Genomic DNA, 16483 nt, shown 5'->3' on the forward strand with positions numbered 1-16483 from the left:
CAACAAATCCAGATGAATTAATCTGGATTTGTTGCTTTTAGCTCTTTTGTGATTTTTAAAATCTTTTCGGCTAGATTGCTCATCCAGATTAATTGTTCAATTACCATTTGAGCTTCCTGCATTTTGGCTTGACGCGTTTCTTTGTCAAGTTCATCATCTTCGGCCAGACGTGTAAAGTTTTTGCGTTTTAATTCTTCAAATTGCAACGTTACATCTTCTTTTTCAAAAAAAGTATCCTTTATAATCATTTCATTTTTCAGAATAGAAATCGACTGATCTAAATTGGATAAAATCGTTTTGATAATGTAATTGAAAGAATCTGATGCCGATGTAGTTTGATGCGACTGAATATAAGTCGATAATGAAGCCAAAGCCGATAAAATAGAGTGATTTAGCACAACTAGTTTATTTACCAAAGGCATGGTTTTTTGCTTTGACTTTGGCTCCTGCATCATACGCTGAAACGAGGTCATCAAATTACCAATTTCAACAAAAGCATGTTTTCTTGCTAATCGGTATGAAGTAGGAACCTCTCCTTTTTTATTATAAAAATCAGCAATTTCTTTAAGGTAATTTCGGTTTGCCCGAATCGAATTTTCAATATGTATTGGCGTATTTATAAATTCCCATGCTGGCCATAAAAACTGATTGGCAATAAAAGCCAAAATAGCTCCTGCAAGCGAATCTAAAATCCTGAACTGAATTACTTCAACGACATTTGGTGTCAAAATTCCGTATATGAAAACTACATACATGGTTACAAAAGTCGCACTGATTTTGTAATTGATTTGCGTAAATGAAATCCCTAAAAGCATACAGACGATTGAAAAAATGCTCAACGCAATGTGATTTTGAATGACAGAGACAATTCCGAAGGCGATGACGCCTCCCAAAACGGTTCCGAAAATCCTGTTATAAGAACGTTCTTTTGTCAGTCCATAACCGGGGCGCATAATTACAACGATTGTCAATAAAATCCAATAGACATTTTGAAACGGAAGTATTTTCCCGATCAGAAAACCAATCAGAATTGTAATGGTCAATCGAATCGAATGTCTGAAAATTGAGGATGAAAAAGTTAAATTTTCAGTCAATGTTCGCAATGGATAATATTGCGGCGTCAAGAATTTTTCCAACTCTTTGTCTTTGTCTTTCAGTTTGTACGATTGCATTGCCAATGAAAAAGCACGCTGAATGATTTTGATTTTTCCAACTTGGTTTTTGGCATAATTCAGCATATTGGTCAGCATCAAAACACCTTCTGAAGCTTCATCTTTTCCTAAGCTTTTTTCATAATCAAAAATGGCAAATTCAAGAGCGTCCAATTCATTTTTCAAATCATTTTTATCCACATAAACCGCAATATGATGTACGTTTTTAGAAAGTTTTTTTAAAGTCGATGCCAATTTGTAAGCTACATTTTGATACGTGCGAAGTACTTCTGGATGTTTGGCGAATTTTTCATGAAGTTTGCTGTGGTCGAATGAAGTGTAAAGTGCAAGTTCTTGAATTTCAACTAAAGTGATAAAAACCAAAAGCATTTTACGGTTTTGAGCCGTGGTTCCTGATGCATTTTGATTTCCAATCAGCATTTTTCGTAAATCTTCATGAATCAAATTCAATTCGACTTGAACCGCTAATTGTTTTTCTGTGATAGCGTCTCTATTTGCTTCGGGATTCCACAAATCACCTCTTAATTTCAAATATTTTGCAGTCAGCTTTATTCCTTCTGCAATTTCTAATTCAACATATTTATACGGCTGTATAAAGTGAAAAATTAGCGAGACCATCAAATATAAAATACCACCTAGAAAAATAAATCCAGCATATTCAATCGCTTGCCAGCCTTGGTTCAAATGCCCAAATGATAATGAAATAGATAATAAAGCAGAAAATGATACAAGTGTTGCACGTTGTCCGTAAACCGAAATCATTGAACATAAAAACAATAGAACACCCAAGAAAGGATAAAATAAAAGCGGATAGGGATAAGCAAAATTTACAAGTAAAGTCACCCCAGAAACAATAAATGAAGCAACAATAAGCCCTTTTATTTTGTGGCTCAATGAACTTGGTATATCGCTGGGATACGTATAAAAGGCTCCAAGCGCGATCGTAAACCCTATTTCGAAATGTCCTAAGAAGTTTAAAATCACGACAGGAACTACCGAAGCAATAGTTACTTTTGAGGCGTTTAAGAAAGATGTACTGTTCGTGAATTTCGAGATGCGATCAAACATATATAGAGGTTTACTAACAAAGGTAAGAATTGTACGAATTAATTTGGCATAATTATGGATGAGATTTTAACATCTAGGTAAAAAATAAGATATAATATGCTGTTTGAAATCATTAGTAGACTATTTTTTACTATTTTTGCCAGCTGAATTGAAGGAAACTAAAATTCAGTTTTTACAGTAGATAATACAATAAATTAATACAAATGATTTTACCAATTGTAGGATATGGTGATCCTGTTTTAAGAAAAGTAGGTGTGGCAATTACGCCAGAATATCCAAACCTAAAAGAAACAATAGCAAACATGTATGAAACCATGTATAATGCATACGGTGTTGGGCTAGCTGCACCGCAGGTAGGTTTAGCAATTCGTTTGTTTGTTATTGATACAACTCCTTTTAGTGATGATGATGATTTGGCTTCAGACGAGCAAAAAGAATTAAAAGGATTCAAGAAAACTTTTATCAATGCTAAAATCATTAAGGAAGAAGGAGAAGAGTGGAGTTTTAACGAAGGTTGTCTAAGTATTCCTGATGTTCGCGAAGATGTTTACAGAAAACCAACTGTTACAATCGAGTATTGCGAAGAGGATTTTGTAATGAAAACAGAAGTTTTTGACGGAATTATTGCAAGAGTTATTCAGCATGAATATGATCACATCGAAGGTGTTTTGTTTACCGATAAAATATCTTCTTTGAAAAAGCGTTTGATTCAAAAGAAATTGAAAAATATTACCGAAGGCAAGACTTTTCAAGAATACAGAATGAAATTTGCAGCTGCTAAAAAAGGAAGATAATCATCGGAAGCAGCAAAAAAAACATACAATAAAAATTCCTAATACTAATATTAATAAAACATGAATTTAGACAAAATTTTAGCCATTTCAGGGAAACCAGGTTTATATGTACTTAAAGTTCAGACTCGTACAGGTTTTGTGGCGGAATCATTAACAGATGGAAAAAAAATCACAGTAAACTTAAAAAGCAATGTAAGTTTATTGTCAGAAATTTCAATTTATACATACGAAGGCGAAAAACCATTAACTGAAGTAATGCAAAAAATTGCGACTAAAGAAAATAAAGGTCAAGCGATTTCGCATAAAGAAGATAATGCTACATTAAGCACTTATTTTAAAGAAATTTTGCCTGATTATGATGAGGAAAGAGTTTATCCGTCAGATATTAAAAAAGTATTAAGCTGGTACAACACACTTCAAGCAAAAGGATTGGTTACAGATTTAGCTCCTGCAGCAGTAGAAGCAACTGAAGAAGCTCAAGCAGCGGAAGAAAAACCTAAAAAAGCGCCTGCTAAAAAAGCAAAAGCTAAAAAAGAAGAATAGTAGTTACTGCATTCAAATATATTAATCCTGTTGAGATGTTTTCTTGACAGGATTTTTTACTTTTACACTATTCCGTTACAAATCAAAAAACATCAAAATGAGCAAGGAACTTCAGCTTAAGGCTTTCGAAAGATTACTAATTATCATGGATGAACTTCGTGAGCAATGTCCGTGGGATAAAAAACAGACACTTCAAACTTTGCGTCATTTGACAATCGAAGAAACTTATGAGCTTGGCGATGCAATTTTGGATAATGATTTAAACGAAGTCAAAAAAGAACTTGGCGATTTGTTGCTTCATATTGTTTTTTATGCCAAAATAGGCTCAGAAACCAATGATTTTGATATTGCCGATGTATGTAATGAAATTTGCGATAAATTGATTCATCGCCATCCGCATATTTACAGCGATACAGTTGTAAAAGATGAGGAAGAAGTAAAACAAAACTGGGAAAAACTAAAGCTTAAAGAAGGCAAAAAATCAGTTTTGGAAGGAGTTCCAAGAAGTCTTCCAGCATTAGTAAAAGCGAGTCGAATTCAAGATAAAGTAAAAGGAGTTGGATTTGACTGGGAAGAACCACATCAAGTTTGGGACAAAGTGCAGGAAGAGTTAGAGGAACTGCAAGTTGAAGTAAAATCAGGAAATCAAGATAAAATCGAAGCCGAATTTGGCGACGTTTTATTCTCAATGATCAATTATGCCCGATTTTTAAATATAAACCCCGAAGATGCTTTGGAACGTACCAATAAAAAATTCATCAAGCGATTTCAATATTTGGAAAGCAAAGCCAGCGAATTAGGAAAACCTCTTTCAGAAATGACTTTGGCTGAAATGGACGTTTTTTGGAACGAGGCTAAAAAGCTGTAATTATTCGGCCATTTTTTTTAATGCTCGAACATCTTTTAGCATAATTTTTTTTCCAACAAGCTCAATCAGCCCTAATTTATTAAAATCAGATAAAAGTCGAATACAGCTTTCAGTTGCGGTACCAATAATTCCGGCAAGTTCTTCGCGAGTAAGTTGAACTTTCAAGGTTTTATCGTCATTTTCTCCAAATTCGTCATGCAAATGCAATAAAGTTTCTGCTAAACGCTGTTTTACGGTTTTTTGCACTAAAGCAATTTTGTCGTTTTCAGATTCTTTCAAATCTTCACAAATGGATTGCATTAAATTCAAAGAAAATTGATTGTTGTTGTTGAAAAAATGTATGATTTCAGATTTTGGAATAAAACAAACCTCCATATCAGCGACGGCTTTCGCAGTTAAATTAGCCGGTTCATTGCTGATCATAGAACGCTGGCCTAAAAGTTCACCAGACTTTACCAATTTTACAATTTGGTCTTTACCGTTTGCACTTAATTTTGACAATTTTCCTACACCATCTTTTACGCAAAATACACCGTTGGTAACTTCGCCTTCCTCAAAAATAGCTTCCCCTTTTTTTATCGAGTAACTTGTTTTGCTATTCGCTAATTTGATAACTTCTTCTTTACTAAGGGCTTTTAAAGACGACAACTGGCGTACAATACATTGATCACATTTATTCATCGCAAAATAATTTAATGCAAAATTAACCAATATTCGCATTGAAAGGCATTAAAATGTGAAGAAAAATTTTACGAATGTAATTTGCCTATTTTATTTCATTAAATTAGAATTCGATTTCATTGTCAAATGATAAATGTCATATTTATAGTTAATTCTTATTTGGAATATTTGTTGCATTAAAAAAGAAACAAATTATGACTGAGCAGAGCTGTTTTCATTGTGGGATAGATATTCCTAAAAATGAAGAAATCAATTTTGATGAAAAAAAGTTTTGTTGCGCCGGCTGTAAAACCGTCTATGAAATTTTTAGCCTTCATGATTTGACCTGTTATTATGATTTCGAAAAATCACCAGGTGCTACTCCTCAAGATATTCAAGGGAAATACGATTTTTTAGATAATGAAGCAATCACTTCAAAAATCGTCGATTTTCAGGAAGGAAATACTTCAATAGTTTCTTTAAATATTCCCCATATACATTGCAGTTCTTGTATTTGGATTCTGGAAAATCTAAACAGAATTCAACCTGGAATCAGTATGTCTCAAGTTAATTTCCCGCAAAAAAAAGTCCGAATTACATTCAATTCTGAGCTTGTTTCTCTTAAATCGATTGCTTATTTGCTGAGTTCGATAGGCTACGAACCCTATATCAGTCTTGAAAATTATGAAACCGGAAAAAACAATGTCGACCGAAGTTTAACATATAAATTGGGAGTTGCATTTTTTTGTTTTGGAAATATCATGCTGCTTTCATTTCCTGAATATTTTGAAATCAAAGAGTTTTGGTTGGATAATTACAAGCCTTTTTTCAGAATTTTGATTTTTCTTTTGGCTTTGCCGAGTTTTTTATATTCAGCGAGCGGTTATTACGTTTCGGCTTATAAAAGCATCAAATCAAAAATGCTAAACATTGATATTCCTATCGCTTTGGGAATTATTGTAATGTTTGTTAGAAGTACCTTTGATATCGTAATGAATTATGGAGGCGGTTTTTTTGACAGCCTTACAGGTTTGGTTTTTTTTATGCTTCTAGGAAAAATGTTCCAAATCAAAACCTATAGTTTTTTGAGTTTTGAAAGAGATTTTAAATCCTATTTTCCAATTGCGGTTACGAGAATTAATTCTGATGCTTTTGAAGAAAGTGTACCTATTTATGATGTTTTAAAAGGAAATAGGTTATTGATCAGAAATCAGGAATTGATTCCAGTTGATGGCATTTTAATTAGTGAAAAAGCCGATATTGATTATAGTTTTGTTACCGGAGAAGCAGCTCCAATAACAAAAAAGTCGGGTGATAAGGTATTTGCCGGAGGAAAACAGATTGGAAAAGTTATTGAAATGGAAGTGCTGCATTCGGTTTCTCAAAGTTATCTTACGCAGTTATGGAGTAATGAAATTTTCCAGAAACAAGTCATTCAAAAGCATAAAACCATAACAGATAAAATTAGCCGATATTTTACTCCTATATTATTATTAATCGCTTTTGCAGGATTTGGTTATTGGATTTTTATTGATGCCAACACGGCTTTCAATGTTTTCACTGCAGTTTTAATTGTGGCCTGTCCATGTGCGCTGGCGCTAACGGCTCCATTTACCTTTGGTAATATTCTCAGAATTATGGGAAAACAAAAAATGTACCTTAAAAATGCTTTGGTAATCGAACAATTAGCTAAAGTTGATACCATTGTTTTTGATAAAACGGGAACAATTACAACAACTAAAAAATCAAATATTGTTTACGAAGGAACAGCAATTTCTGATGAAAACATGAGTTTGCTGAAAAATGTACTGCGTGCTTCAAATCATCCTTTGAGCAGAATGCTTTATGATTTCTTGCCAGAAACTAAACGAATCAAAATTGATGAATTTGAAGAAATTACTGGAAAAGGATTATTGGCGAAAGCCGAAAGTGAAATTATAAAAATAGGTTCGGCAACATTTGTAGGAAGCCCGGATTTAGATTCTTCAGAAATTGAAAAAACAGCGCTTCATATCAGAATTGGAAATCAATATTATGGAAGATTCAATTTTCAAAATCAATATAGAGATGGCCTTGCAGCGTTGTTTTCAACCTTGAGTGAAAATTATAAACTAAAAGTGCTTTCAGGTGATAATGATGGAGAAAGGGCAAATTTAGAAAATATCCTCCCAACAGGAACCGAACTCATTTTTAATCAAAAACCAGAACAAAAGCTTGAATTTATTAAGAAACTGCAGGAAAGCGGCCTTAATGTCATGATGGTTGGAGATGGTTTAAATGATGCTGGGGCGTTGGCACAAAGCAATGTCGGTGTGTCCATTTCAGAGAATGTTAATGTCTTTTCGCCAGCTTGCGATGCAATCTTGGATGCTAGCGAATTCTCACGATTAAATTACTTTTTAAAACTCTCTCATAAATCAATCTTGATTATCAAAATGAGTTTTGCTTTATCGCTACTTTATAACGTTGTTGGGCTTGCTTTTGCAATAACAGGAAATCTTCTTCCATTAGTTGCGGCGATAATCATGCCTTTGAGCACAATTACAATTGTAAGTTTTGTGACTTTTATGTCTAACTACTTCAGTTCTAGAAATTTAAAATGATTATAAATAATACTTAGGAGTTTTTTTATTAAATTTAGCATAAGCCATTTGACTATGATAATTATCATATTTTATGCGATAGTAACCTCCTAATTTTGTTAACATAAATTTAAGGTATGAGTGTAATTTATCTATTAATTTCAGTTAGTATTTTCGTAGCAATTGGCTTCTTCATAGCCTTTATTGTCGCTGTCAAATCTGGACAGTACGACGATGATTATACGCCATCAGTCAGAATGCTTTTTGATGATGAAACCAAAATCACTACCCAGAAAAATAATTCACCAACCGAAGAAAAACAAGTATAATTATGGAAATGGAACAGTTTTATTACGACAACAAAATTGTAAAAAAATTCATTTACGCCACTATCCTCTTTGGAGTAGTAGGTATGTTAGTGGGACTGACCCTAGCGGTTATGTACCTTTTTCCCAACATGACAGATGGGATTTCGTGGCTAAGCTACGGCCGATTAAGACCTTTGCATACAAATGCAGTTATTTTTGCTTTTGTTGGAAATGCTTTTTTTGCGGGTTTATATTACTCGCTGCAGCGTTTGCTGAAAGCCAGAATGTTTAGTGATTTTTTAAGCAATCTTCATTTCTGGGGTTGGCAGCTGATTATTGTTGCCGCAGCTATTACTTTGCCATTAGGTTATACTTCTTCAAAAGAATATGCCGAACTAGAATGGCCAATTGATATTGCAATTGCCGTGATCTGGGTAGTAATGGGAATCAATATGATAGGTACAATGCTTCGCAGACGTGAAAGACATTTATATGTAGCGATTTGGTTTTATTTGGCCACATTTGTAACAATAGCAGTACTTCATATTTTTAATAATATCGAATTGCCAGTTTCTGCTCTAAAAAGTTATTCTGTTTACGCAGGTGTTCAGGATGCATTAGTGCAGTGGTGGTATGGGCACAACGCGGTGGCATTTTTCTTGACAACGCCATTTTTAGGATTGATGTACTATTTTGTTCCTAAAATCGCAAATCGCCCTATTTACTCTTATCGATTATCGATTATTCACTTTTGGTCATTAATCTTTATCTATATTTGGGCAGGACCACACCATTTATTGTATTCTGCTTTGCCAAACTGGGCTCAGAATTTAGGTGTAGTATTCTCAGTAATGCTTATTGCGCCATCTTGGGGAGGTATGATCAACGGACTTTTGACTTTAAGAGGTGCGTGGGATAAAGTTCGTGAAGAACCTGTTTTAAAATTCTTTGTTGTAGCAATTACAGGGTACGGAATGGCAACTTTTGAAGGCCCAATGCTTTCTTTCAAAAATGTAAATGCTATTGCGCATTATACAGATTGGATTATTGCACACGTTCACGTTGGTGCATTGGCTTGGAACGGATTTATGTCATTTGCTATTATTTATTGGTTGATTCCAAGAATGACAAAAAGCACTTTGTTCTCTAAAAAATTGGCGAATTTCCATTTCTGGATCGGAACCTTGGGGATTATTTTGTACGCAATTCCAATGTATGTTGCTGGTTTTCAACAAGCATCTATGTGGAAACAATTTAATCCAGATGGAACTTTGACTTATGGAAACTTCCTTGAAACAGTTACCGCAATTATGCCTTTATATTGGATGAGAGCAATTGGTGGTACTTTATATTTAGTTGGAATGCTGACTTTGGTATACAACATTATAATGACTGTTAAGGCGGGAGATACAATTGAAGATGAATTGGCTCAGGCTCCAGCGTTACAAACTATAAGTGGAAACAGACTTAGAGGTGAGAAATTCCATACTTGGTTGGAAAGAAAACCTATTCAATTGACGATTTTGGCAACGATTGCAATCTTGATTGGAGGAATTATCCAAATTGTTCCAACAATAATGGTAAAATCAAATATACCAACAATTTCTAGCGTGAAACCTTATACACCATTAGAACTTGAAGGACGTGATTTGTATATTAGAGAAGGTTGTGTAGGCTGTCATTCACAGTCAGTACGCCCATTTAGAAGTGAAGTTGAACGTTATGGACCACAATCGAAAGCAGGAGAATTTGTTTACGATCATCCATTTTTGTGGGGATCAAAACGTACTGGTCCAGATTTGCTTAGAGTAGGAGGCAAGTACAATGACAACTGGCATTTCAACCACATGTGGAATCCACAAAGTACTTCCGCAGGTTCAATTATGCCAGGCTACAAATGGTTATTTGACAACAAACCACTGGATATTTCATTAACGCAAAAGAAAATGCAAGCAATGGTTTCTCTTGGAGTTCCATATTCAGATGCTGAAATTGCAAATGCTCAAAAAACATTGAGAGATCAAGCGGTTAAAATTGAGAAAAGCTTAGAAAATGATCCTGATTTCGTGAAAAGTTATGCAGATAGCAAAAAGAAAGCAGAAGCTAAAGGCGAAAAATTTGTTCCAATGAACGAAAGAGAAATTGTTGCTTTGATTGCTTATATACAACGACTAGGTACTGATATTAAGGTAAAAGAAACTTCTAAATAACAGCATTATGTTTGAACAGATAAAACACAATATGGAGACAATATCGGGTGTAGAAATTTACCCGATTCTCTCTCTAATGATCTTCTTTTTGTTTTTCGTAGGATTGGCCTTTTGGGTGTTTTCATATAAAAAAGACAAGATTAAAGAAATGAGTGAAATTCCTTTGAATGAGGATTTGGTATAATTTCAAAAGATAAATAAAATGAAAAAATTTTTCCCAGTATATGTAAGAGTACCGCTTATTTTCTTCATCGGTTTTGCTTTGATGGAGTATTTTATTGATTCAGGTGATAAGCCAGCTTTTATAAAATACCCAATGGTTTCAGTCTTTTTGTTTGTATTTCTATTTGTCTTAATTGCAATTGAAATTACACTTCATGCAGTAAACAGGGTTTTGTATCAATTGATGTCGCCCGAAGAAAAGGCTAAATTAGAATATGAAAACAGTTTGAGCTTAACAGAAAGCACTTGGTTCAAGGAATTGATGCATAAGCTAACCAAAACAGAGCCAATAGAAAAAGAAGGCGAATTGTTGATGGATCATGATTATGACGGAATTAAAGAGCTTGATAATAATTTACCGCCTTGGTGGGTGTATTTGTTTTACATTACGATCATATTTGGTGTTGTTTATTTAGGACATTATGAAATTTTTGGAGGAGACAATCAAGAAACAGAGCTGAAAAAAGAAATGGCTCAGGCTAAAATTGATGTTGATGAATACCTAAAAACGGCTCCAGATTTAATGGATGAAAAAACTGTGGTTTTGCTTACAGATGCTGCAAGTTTAGACGCAGGAAAAGAAATCTTTATGGCAAATTGTGCCGCTTGCCACAGAGCTGATGCCGGAGGGCAAATTGGTCCAAACTTGACAGATGATCACTGGATTTTAGGTGGTGGCATCAAAAACGTTTTCCATACCATTACAAACGGAGGTCGAGACGGAAAAGGAATGGTTTCTTGGAAAACTAACGGTATGAAACCAAAAGACATTCAAAAAGTAGCAAGTTATATTTTGTCTTTGCAAGGAAGCAATCCTAAAGATCCAAAAGAAGCCGAAGGCGACATTTGGGTAGATGAAAGTGCTCCAAAAAAAGAAGCAGCAACAAGTAATACAAAAGATAGTACAGAAGTTAAAAAATAATAAATTATGTCAAATTTACCAGACGAAGCTTTTAGAGATACCATCGGAACAATTGATGAAGGCGGTAACCGAAAATTTATTTTCCCTAAAAAACCGTCTGGTAAATTCTATGATTATAGAAAGCTTGTCAGTTATGTTTTATTGGCCATCTTAGTGGCAAATCCTTTTATAAAGGTAAACGGAAATCAGTTTATGATGTTCAATGTTTTGGAACGTCGTTTTAATATTTTTGGTTTTCCGTTTTGGCCACAGGATTTCTATCTTTTTGTAATCTCAATGTTGGTTGGCGTTGTTTTTGTCATTTTGTTTACAGTAGTTTTTGGAAGGATTTTTTGCGGATGGATTTGTCCGCAGACTATTTTTTTAGAAATGGTTTTCCGCCGAATAGAATATTGGATTGATGGTGACAGAGGTTCACAATCTCGTTTGGCCAGACAAGAATGGAACGCCGAAAAAATTAGAAAAAGACTTCTAAAATGGACTGTCTTTTTTCTCATTTCCTTTGGTATTGCAAATGTGTTCTTAGCTTATTTAGTAGGAAGTGATCAATTATTTTTAATGATTGAGCAGGGACCAGTAAAGCAAGCCAGCAATTTTATAGCATTATTAATTTTTACCAGTGTTTTCTATTTTGTTTTTGTTTGGTTTCGTGAGCAAGTTTGTATAATTGCTTGTCCTTACGGGAGACTTCAAGGTGTTCTGTTAGATAATAAATCAATAAATGTTGCTTATGATTTTGTTCGCGGCGAAAAAGAAACCGGACGCGGGAAATTCAATAAAAAAGAAGATCGAGCCTTAACAGGAAAAGGAGATTGCATCGATTGCCTTCAGTGTGTACATGTTTGCCCAATGGGAATTGATATTCGAAACGGAACTCAATTAGAATGTACAAACTGCACGGCATGTATTGACGAATGCGATAATATAATGGAGAGTGTAGGTCTGCCAAAAGGCTTAATTCGTTATGCTTCTGAAGATGAAATCGAAAAGAAAGAGCCTTTTAAATTCACTGCGAGAATGAAAGGATATACCGCTGTCTTATTTATTTTGTTGAGCGTGTTTGTTGGAATGCTATTTTTAAGAACAAATGTGGAGGCGGTTATTTTGCGTTTGCCAGGACAATTGTTTCAGCACAAAGGCGAGAATATAAGCAATGTTTACACCTATAAAATAGTTAATAAAACAATGAATGATTACAATGATATTCATTTTGGATTGATTGATCAAAAAGGTGAAATTAAAAATGTTGGAAATAAGCATTTCAAAATTAAAAGAGAAGAAACCGCTCAAGGAACCCTTTTCATAGAAATCAATGAAGCTATTCTGGAAAGTGATAAAACAACAGTCAAACTTGGAGTTTATAATGGCAAAGAATTGCTTCAAACTACAAAAACAAACTTTCTAAGTCCGAGAAGTTTTAATTAAAAAAAATGCGATTATGAAAATAAATTGGGGAACCGGAATTGTTATAGCTTTTGCTCTTTTCATGAGCTTTATCCTGTATTTTGTTTTCGAAGTACAATCTAATTCAAAGTATGACAATGATTTAGTTGTAGAAGAATATTACAAACACGATTCGCATTTTCAAGAAGAAATGGCTCGTGTTCAAAATGCGCATGATTTACAGCAAAAACCATCAATTACGTCGAGTGATGCTGGCGTAAAAGTTGCTTTCCCGGCAACTTTTGAAAGTGAAAAAGTGACAGGAAATATATTGTTATATCGTCCTTCCAATAAGAAATTTGATTTTAATACTAAAATTGCTTTGACAAATTCAGCATTAGTAATTCCGAAAAATAAATTGATTAAAGGGCGTTGGGATGTTAATATGGAATGGCAATATAATGGCACAAAATATTTGACTAAAGAAGTGATTTACGTAAACTAATTTTGATAAGTCGAAAGTCGAAAGTAAAACGTGGGACTTGAAACTTGAAACTAATAACTTATAATTCATAATTCATTAATTAAATAGCAATGTTGTATTCTGCGCTCATATTAGGTCTTATCAGCAGTTTGCATTGCGTTGGCATGTGCGGACCGATTGCTGTCATGCTTCCTGTTGACCATCACAATGAAACAAAAAAAGTAACTCAGATTATAACATATCATTTAGGACGTTTGACTGCATATGCTACAATAGGCTTGATTTTTGGCTTATTAGGGCGTGGTTTTTTCATGGCAGGAATACAGCAAAAAATATCAATTTTTATTGGCATCGCTATGATTGCAGTTGTCTTGATTCCCGAAAAAACAGTTGCTAAATACAATTTCTCAAAACCTGTTTATAAAGTAATTTCAAAAATTAAATCAAGTTTAGGAAGCCAGTTTAAAAAGAAAAGCTACAAATCACTTTTTATAATTGGCTTATTAAATGGTTTTCTTCCTTGCGGAATGGTTTATGTGGCTTTATTTGGCGCAATTGCTATGCAAAGTGCCAGTTTGGGCGTGCTCTACATGTTGCTTTACGGATTAGGAACGATTCCGCTTATGACCATCGTAGTTTACATTCATTCATTATTAAAACTGCCGTTCCGAAATAAAATTCAGAAGGCAATTCCTTATGTAACTGTTTTTATTGGCGTATTGTTTATTCTAAGAGGATTAGGACTTGGAATTCCTTATGTATCGCCTTCAAATATGAGTTTGTTTGTGCAACAGACTCCCAATTGTCATTAAACAGTCATTGAAAACAGGTTTGTTTCTGGAGATTTTCTTTTTAAATGCAAATCAAAAGCCATACAGATGTTGCGAACAAAAGGTCTTCCGGCTTCTGTAATTTTAATTCTGTTTTCTTCGATGACAATCAACTTATCATTTTCGATTTCTTTTAAAGCCAATAAAACTTCTGGTAATTCAGTAAAATATAGATATTCGTTGCTCCAGGAAGTTTCAAGGTCACAAGTTAAATTCAAGATGTGTTTTCTAATAATTAAATCTTCTTCATCCAAAAGATGTCCTTTTACAACAGGCAGCTGATTTGATTCTAAAATTTGGTAATAATCTTCAAGAGTTTTAGTGTTTTGAGCAAAACTATACCAACTGTCACTAATGGACGAAACACCTAAACCAATCATAAGCTGTGTTTTTGAAGCACTGTATCCCATGAAATTTCTGTGCATTTTTTTATTGTGCGCTGCGTGAAATAAACTGTCTGAAGCCAATGCGAAATGATCCATTCCAACTTCATGATATCCATTAGTGGAAAGTAAAGTTTTCCCAGTTTCATAGAGCATTCTTTTTTCAGCGTCTTTAGGTAAATTTTCTTCATTAAAACCTCTTTGCCCGTTTCCTTTTATCCAAGGCACATGGGCGTAACTGTAAAAAGCTAAGCGATCTGGTTTTAATGAATTTGTTTTTTCAATTGTATCGACAACATCTTCTAAAGTTTGAAAAGGAAGCCCAAAAATAATATCATGACTTATAGAAGTATATCCAATTTCTTTTGCCCAAAAAGTTACTTTTGCGACATTATGAAATGGTTGTATGCGATGAATGGCTTTTTGAACTTTCTCGGCATAATCCTGCACACCAAAACTTACTCGGCGAAAGCCTAAATTGTATAATTTTTTAAGTTGTTCGTAAGTAGTATTGTTTGGATGCCCTTCAAAACTAAATTCGTAGTTTGGTGCTTTATCGGCTAGTTTAAAAATGCCGTTTATAAGGTTTTCTAAATTGTTAGCCGAAAAAAAAGTTGGCGTTCCTCCTCCTAAATGAATTTCTTTTATAAGAGGCTTTTCAGAAAGAAGTTCGCAATATAATTTCCATTCTTTTAAAACGGCATCGATGTATTTTTCTTCTACAGAATGATTTTTAGTAATTCGTTTATTGCAACCGCAAAATGTGCACATGCTTTCGCAAAACGGCAAATGAATATATAAGCTGATTCCGTTTTGTGAATTGCTTTCTGAAAATGATTTTTGAAAACAAGTTATCCATTTTTCTAAATTGAAATTTTCTTCATTCCAATATGGAACAGTTGGGTAGCTTGTATATCTTGGACCTGGGACGTTATATTTTTGAGTCAGTGATATTTTCATTAATAAAACATTTAAAGATCATCAAAATTACAGTGACCATTAAAAAATTAAAATGATAAATATCATATCGGAATATAAAAAAAAGAGACTCAAAACTTGAGCCTCTTCTCTGAATTAAATAACTAACGTGAAATAGAATCTTGGATGATTTTAAGCCATTTTTCTGCAAATATATGATCTTGATAAGCGCTAATCTGTTTGATACGGTCGTCATCAAAATCATAGAACGGTATGTTGATTTTTTTAGTGTTGTCCTTTTCTTGAAATTCGAAATCAATTTTCAAGATTGTATCTGAATTTCCATCTGTAGTCAAAACCAATTTGCAGGAAGAAACATTTTTTAAATCAACATAAGTAGATTCCTGCTGATTTGGATTAAAATTCATCAGAATAAATCTTTTGTTGTTTTGATCTATAGTAAGAGTTTTGTTGCTTTGAGATTCAGTCAAGCTGAAATTTTCTGGATTGACAGAATCAAATTTCTTCTTGATGTTTAAGATTTTAGTTTTGTTTGCAGCGCTCGATCGTGCTGAAAAATAGATTGGAATAGCGACAATAATCGCAATCACAATACCAATTATGGTTATACTTGTTTCCATTTTTGATTTTTATTTGGATAAATATGATGAAATTCCAAATAGTTTTCTGGCTAGAAAACTATTCAGGGTTGTGAAAGAAAATGTCTTTCGCGTTAAAATTTCACGGATTTATTTACCAAAAAAAATGGAAAGCATAGAGCATGAGCGTTATTTTCTTGCTCTGTGTCGAAAATTGACGGGAAAAGTTAAAAACAGACTTAACTGCTTCATGTTGAGGTACAATTGATAGTAAAGAGTCAAACCATCTTACTGCAACTGGATATTCTGTTTTAATGCTTGCAGCAAATTGATAACTGCCTTGTGGCTGAATAAATGCAGAGGAATCAGGAACCTCTTTAGAGAAATTGGTATCTGTTTTTTGGCTTTCGATTTTTTGCATAGGAATATCGCTTGCTTTAGCAGCAAAGAATCCTATAATCAAAAGTGATATAAATAAAACCGTTTTACGAATCCAATTCATGGGGCGAATTTAGTTCATAAAACACAATAAAAGAA

The 16483-nt window shown here is 33.7% G+C and carries 15 protein-coding genes and 1 pseudogene; 11 read left to right on the plus strand and 5 right to left on the minus strand.

Annotation, left to right across the window (positions count from 1 at the left end; translation table 11 throughout):
* Window positions 1-17: 17 nt before the first annotated feature.
* Window positions 18-2240: an FUSC family protein gene (locus SCB73_RS14360; protein ID WP_320566901.1), complete on the minus strand. Its 2223-nt coding sequence runs from the start codon at window positions 2238-2240 to the stop codon at window positions 18-20.
* Window positions 2241-2443: 203 nt separating this feature from the next.
* On the opposite strand from SCB73_RS14360, the gene def reads away from it, so the two are divergent.
* From def to mazG, 3 genes are all read left to right on the plus strand, one after another.
* Entirely contained in the window at window positions 2444-3034 is a 591-nt protein-coding gene (gene def / locus SCB73_RS14365) for a peptide deformylase (RefSeq protein WP_320566902.1), read from the plus strand.
* Between the two features lie 60 nt (window positions 3035-3094).
* Entirely contained in the window at window positions 3095-3577 is a 483-nt protein-coding gene (locus SCB73_RS14370) for a DUF5606 family protein (protein WP_320566903.1), read from the plus strand.
* A 97-nt stretch (window positions 3578-3674) separates the two neighbouring features.
* The gene (mazG, locus tag SCB73_RS14375; RefSeq protein ID WP_320566904.1) at window positions 3675-4445 is read left to right on the plus strand and encodes a nucleoside triphosphate pyrophosphohydrolase; all 771 of its coding nucleotides are present in this window, start codon (window positions 3675-3677) and stop codon (window positions 4443-4445) included.
* Here the strand turns inward: mazG and SCB73_RS14380 are convergent, their stop codons facing one another.
* On the minus strand, window positions 4446-5126 hold the full coding sequence (locus SCB73_RS14380) for a Crp/Fnr family transcriptional regulator (protein WP_320566905.1): 681 nt from the start codon (window positions 5124-5126) through the stop codon (window positions 4446-4448). It abuts the gene before it with no gap.
* A gap of 194 nt (window positions 5127-5320) precedes the next feature.
* On the opposite strand from SCB73_RS14380, the gene SCB73_RS14385 reads away from it, so the two are divergent.
* The 8 genes and pseudogenes from SCB73_RS14385 (at window position 5321) to SCB73_RS14420 (ending at window position 14028) form a co-directional block, all read left to right on the plus strand.
* The gene (locus SCB73_RS14385) at window positions 5321-7708 is read left to right on the plus strand and encodes a heavy metal translocating P-type ATPase (protein WP_320566906.1); all 2388 of its coding nucleotides are present in this window, start codon (window positions 5321-5323) and stop codon (window positions 7706-7708) included.
* Window positions 7709-7824: 116 nt separating this feature from the next.
* The gene (gene ccoS / locus SCB73_RS14390; protein ID WP_320566907.1) at window positions 7825-8016 is read left to right on the plus strand and encodes a cbb3-type cytochrome oxidase assembly protein CcoS; all 192 of its coding nucleotides are present in this window, start codon (window positions 7825-7827) and stop codon (window positions 8014-8016) included.
* Window positions 8017-8018: 2 nt separating this feature from the next.
* The gene (ccoN, locus tag SCB73_RS14395; protein WP_320566908.1) at window positions 8019-10205 is read left to right on the plus strand and encodes a cytochrome-c oxidase, cbb3-type subunit I; all 2187 of its coding nucleotides are present in this window, start codon (window positions 8019-8021) and stop codon (window positions 10203-10205) included.
* 7 nt (window positions 10206-10212) lie between these two features.
* A pseudogene (locus SCB73_RS14400) lies at window positions 10213-10406 on the plus strand (CcoQ/FixQ family Cbb3-type cytochrome c oxidase assembly chaperone).
* A gap of 1 nt (window position 10407) precedes the next feature.
* Window positions 10408-11349 (plus strand): cbb3-type cytochrome c oxidase N-terminal domain-containing protein, encoded by a 942-nt coding sequence (locus SCB73_RS14405; RefSeq protein ID WP_320566910.1) that lies wholly within the window; start codon window positions 10408-10410, stop codon window positions 11347-11349.
* Window positions 11350-11355: 6 nt separating this feature from the next.
* Window positions 11356-12774, plus strand: coding sequence for a cytochrome c oxidase accessory protein CcoG (gene ccoG / locus SCB73_RS14410; protein ID WP_320566911.1), 1419 nt, complete (start codon window positions 11356-11358; stop codon window positions 12772-12774).
* A gap of 13 nt (window positions 12775-12787) precedes the next feature.
* On the plus strand, window positions 12788-13237 hold the full coding sequence (locus SCB73_RS14415) for a FixH family protein (protein ID WP_320566912.1): 450 nt from the start codon (window positions 12788-12790) through the stop codon (window positions 13235-13237).
* An 89-nt stretch (window positions 13238-13326) separates the two neighbouring features.
* Window positions 13327-14028, plus strand: coding sequence for a sulfite exporter TauE/SafE family protein (locus tag SCB73_RS14420; protein WP_320566913.1), 702 nt, complete (start codon window positions 13327-13329; stop codon window positions 14026-14028).
* Here the strand turns inward: SCB73_RS14420 and hemN are convergent.
* The 3 genes from hemN to SCB73_RS14435 all read right to left on the minus strand — a co-directional run bounded on the left by hemN (window position 14025) and on the right by SCB73_RS14435 (window position 16448).
* The gene (hemN, locus tag SCB73_RS14425; protein ID WP_320566914.1) at window positions 14025-15389 is read right to left on the minus strand and encodes an oxygen-independent coproporphyrinogen III oxidase; all 1365 of its coding nucleotides are present in this window, start codon (window positions 15387-15389) and stop codon (window positions 14025-14027) included. The genes SCB73_RS14420 and hemN overlap by 4 nt on opposite strands.
* A 122-nt stretch (window positions 15390-15511) precedes the next feature.
* Window positions 15512-15988: a hypothetical protein gene (locus SCB73_RS14430; protein ID WP_320566915.1), complete on the minus strand. Its 477-nt coding sequence runs from the start codon at window positions 15986-15988 to the stop codon at window positions 15512-15514.
* Window positions 15989-16100: 112 nt separating this feature from the next.
* A complete protein-coding gene (locus tag SCB73_RS14435; protein WP_320566916.1) occupies window positions 16101-16448 on the minus strand; it encodes a hypothetical protein in 348 nt (115 codons plus the stop codon).
* Window positions 16449-16483 lie beyond the last annotated feature (35 nt).

This window comes from Flavobacterium sp. KACC 22761 (assembly GCF_034058155.1).
GTDB lineage: Bacteria > Bacteroidota > Bacteroidia > Flavobacteriales > Flavobacteriaceae > Flavobacterium.

Excerpts from the sequence above, each read along its gene's own strand:
- def (WP_320566902.1), top strand. The coding sequence starts at position 2,444 with ATGATTTTACCAATTGTAGGATATGGTGATCCTGTTTTAAGAAAAGTA.
- mazG (WP_320566904.1), top strand. The coding sequence starts at position 3,675 with ATGAGCAAGGAACTTCAGCTTAAGGCTTTCGAAAGATTACTAATTATC.
- SCB73_RS14435 (WP_320566916.1), bottom strand. The coding sequence starts at position 16,448 with ATGAATTGGATTCGTAAAACGGTTTTATTTATATCACTTTTGATTATA.
- ccoN (WP_320566908.1), top strand. The coding sequence starts at position 8,019 with ATGGAAATGGAACAGTTTTATTACGACAACAAAATTGTAAAAAAATTC.
- SCB73_RS14415 (WP_320566912.1), top strand. The coding sequence starts at position 12,788 with ATGAAAATAAATTGGGGAACCGGAATTGTTATAGCTTTTGCTCTTTTC.
- SCB73_RS14385 (WP_320566906.1), top strand. The coding sequence starts at position 5,321 with ATGACTGAGCAGAGCTGTTTTCATTGTGGGATAGATATTCCTAAAAAT.
- ccoS (WP_320566907.1), top strand. The coding sequence starts at position 7,825 with ATGAGTGTAATTTATCTATTAATTTCAGTTAGTATTTTCGTAGCAATT.
- SCB73_RS14430 (WP_320566915.1), bottom strand. The coding sequence starts at position 15,988 with ATGGAAACAAGTATAACCATAATTGGTATTGTGATTGCGATTATTGTC.
- ccoG (WP_320566911.1), top strand. The coding sequence starts at position 11,356 with ATGTCAAATTTACCAGACGAAGCTTTTAGAGATACCATCGGAACAATT.
- SCB73_RS14380 (WP_320566905.1), bottom strand. The coding sequence starts at position 5,126 with ATGAATAAATGTGATCAATGTATTGTACGCCAGTTGTCGTCTTTAAAA.
- SCB73_RS14370 (WP_320566903.1), top strand. The coding sequence starts at position 3,095 with ATGAATTTAGACAAAATTTTAGCCATTTCAGGGAAACCAGGTTTATAT.
- SCB73_RS14405 (WP_320566910.1), top strand. The coding sequence starts at position 10,408 with ATGAAAAAATTTTTCCCAGTATATGTAAGAGTACCGCTTATTTTCTTC.
- SCB73_RS14420 (WP_320566913.1), top strand. The coding sequence starts at position 13,327 with ATGTTGTATTCTGCGCTCATATTAGGTCTTATCAGCAGTTTGCATTGC.
- hemN (WP_320566914.1), bottom strand. The coding sequence starts at position 15,389 with ATGAAAATATCACTGACTCAAAAATATAACGTCCCAGGTCCAAGATAT.
- SCB73_RS14360 (WP_320566901.1), bottom strand. The coding sequence starts at position 2,240 with ATGTTTGATCGCATCTCGAAATTCACGAACAGTACATCTTTCTTAAAC.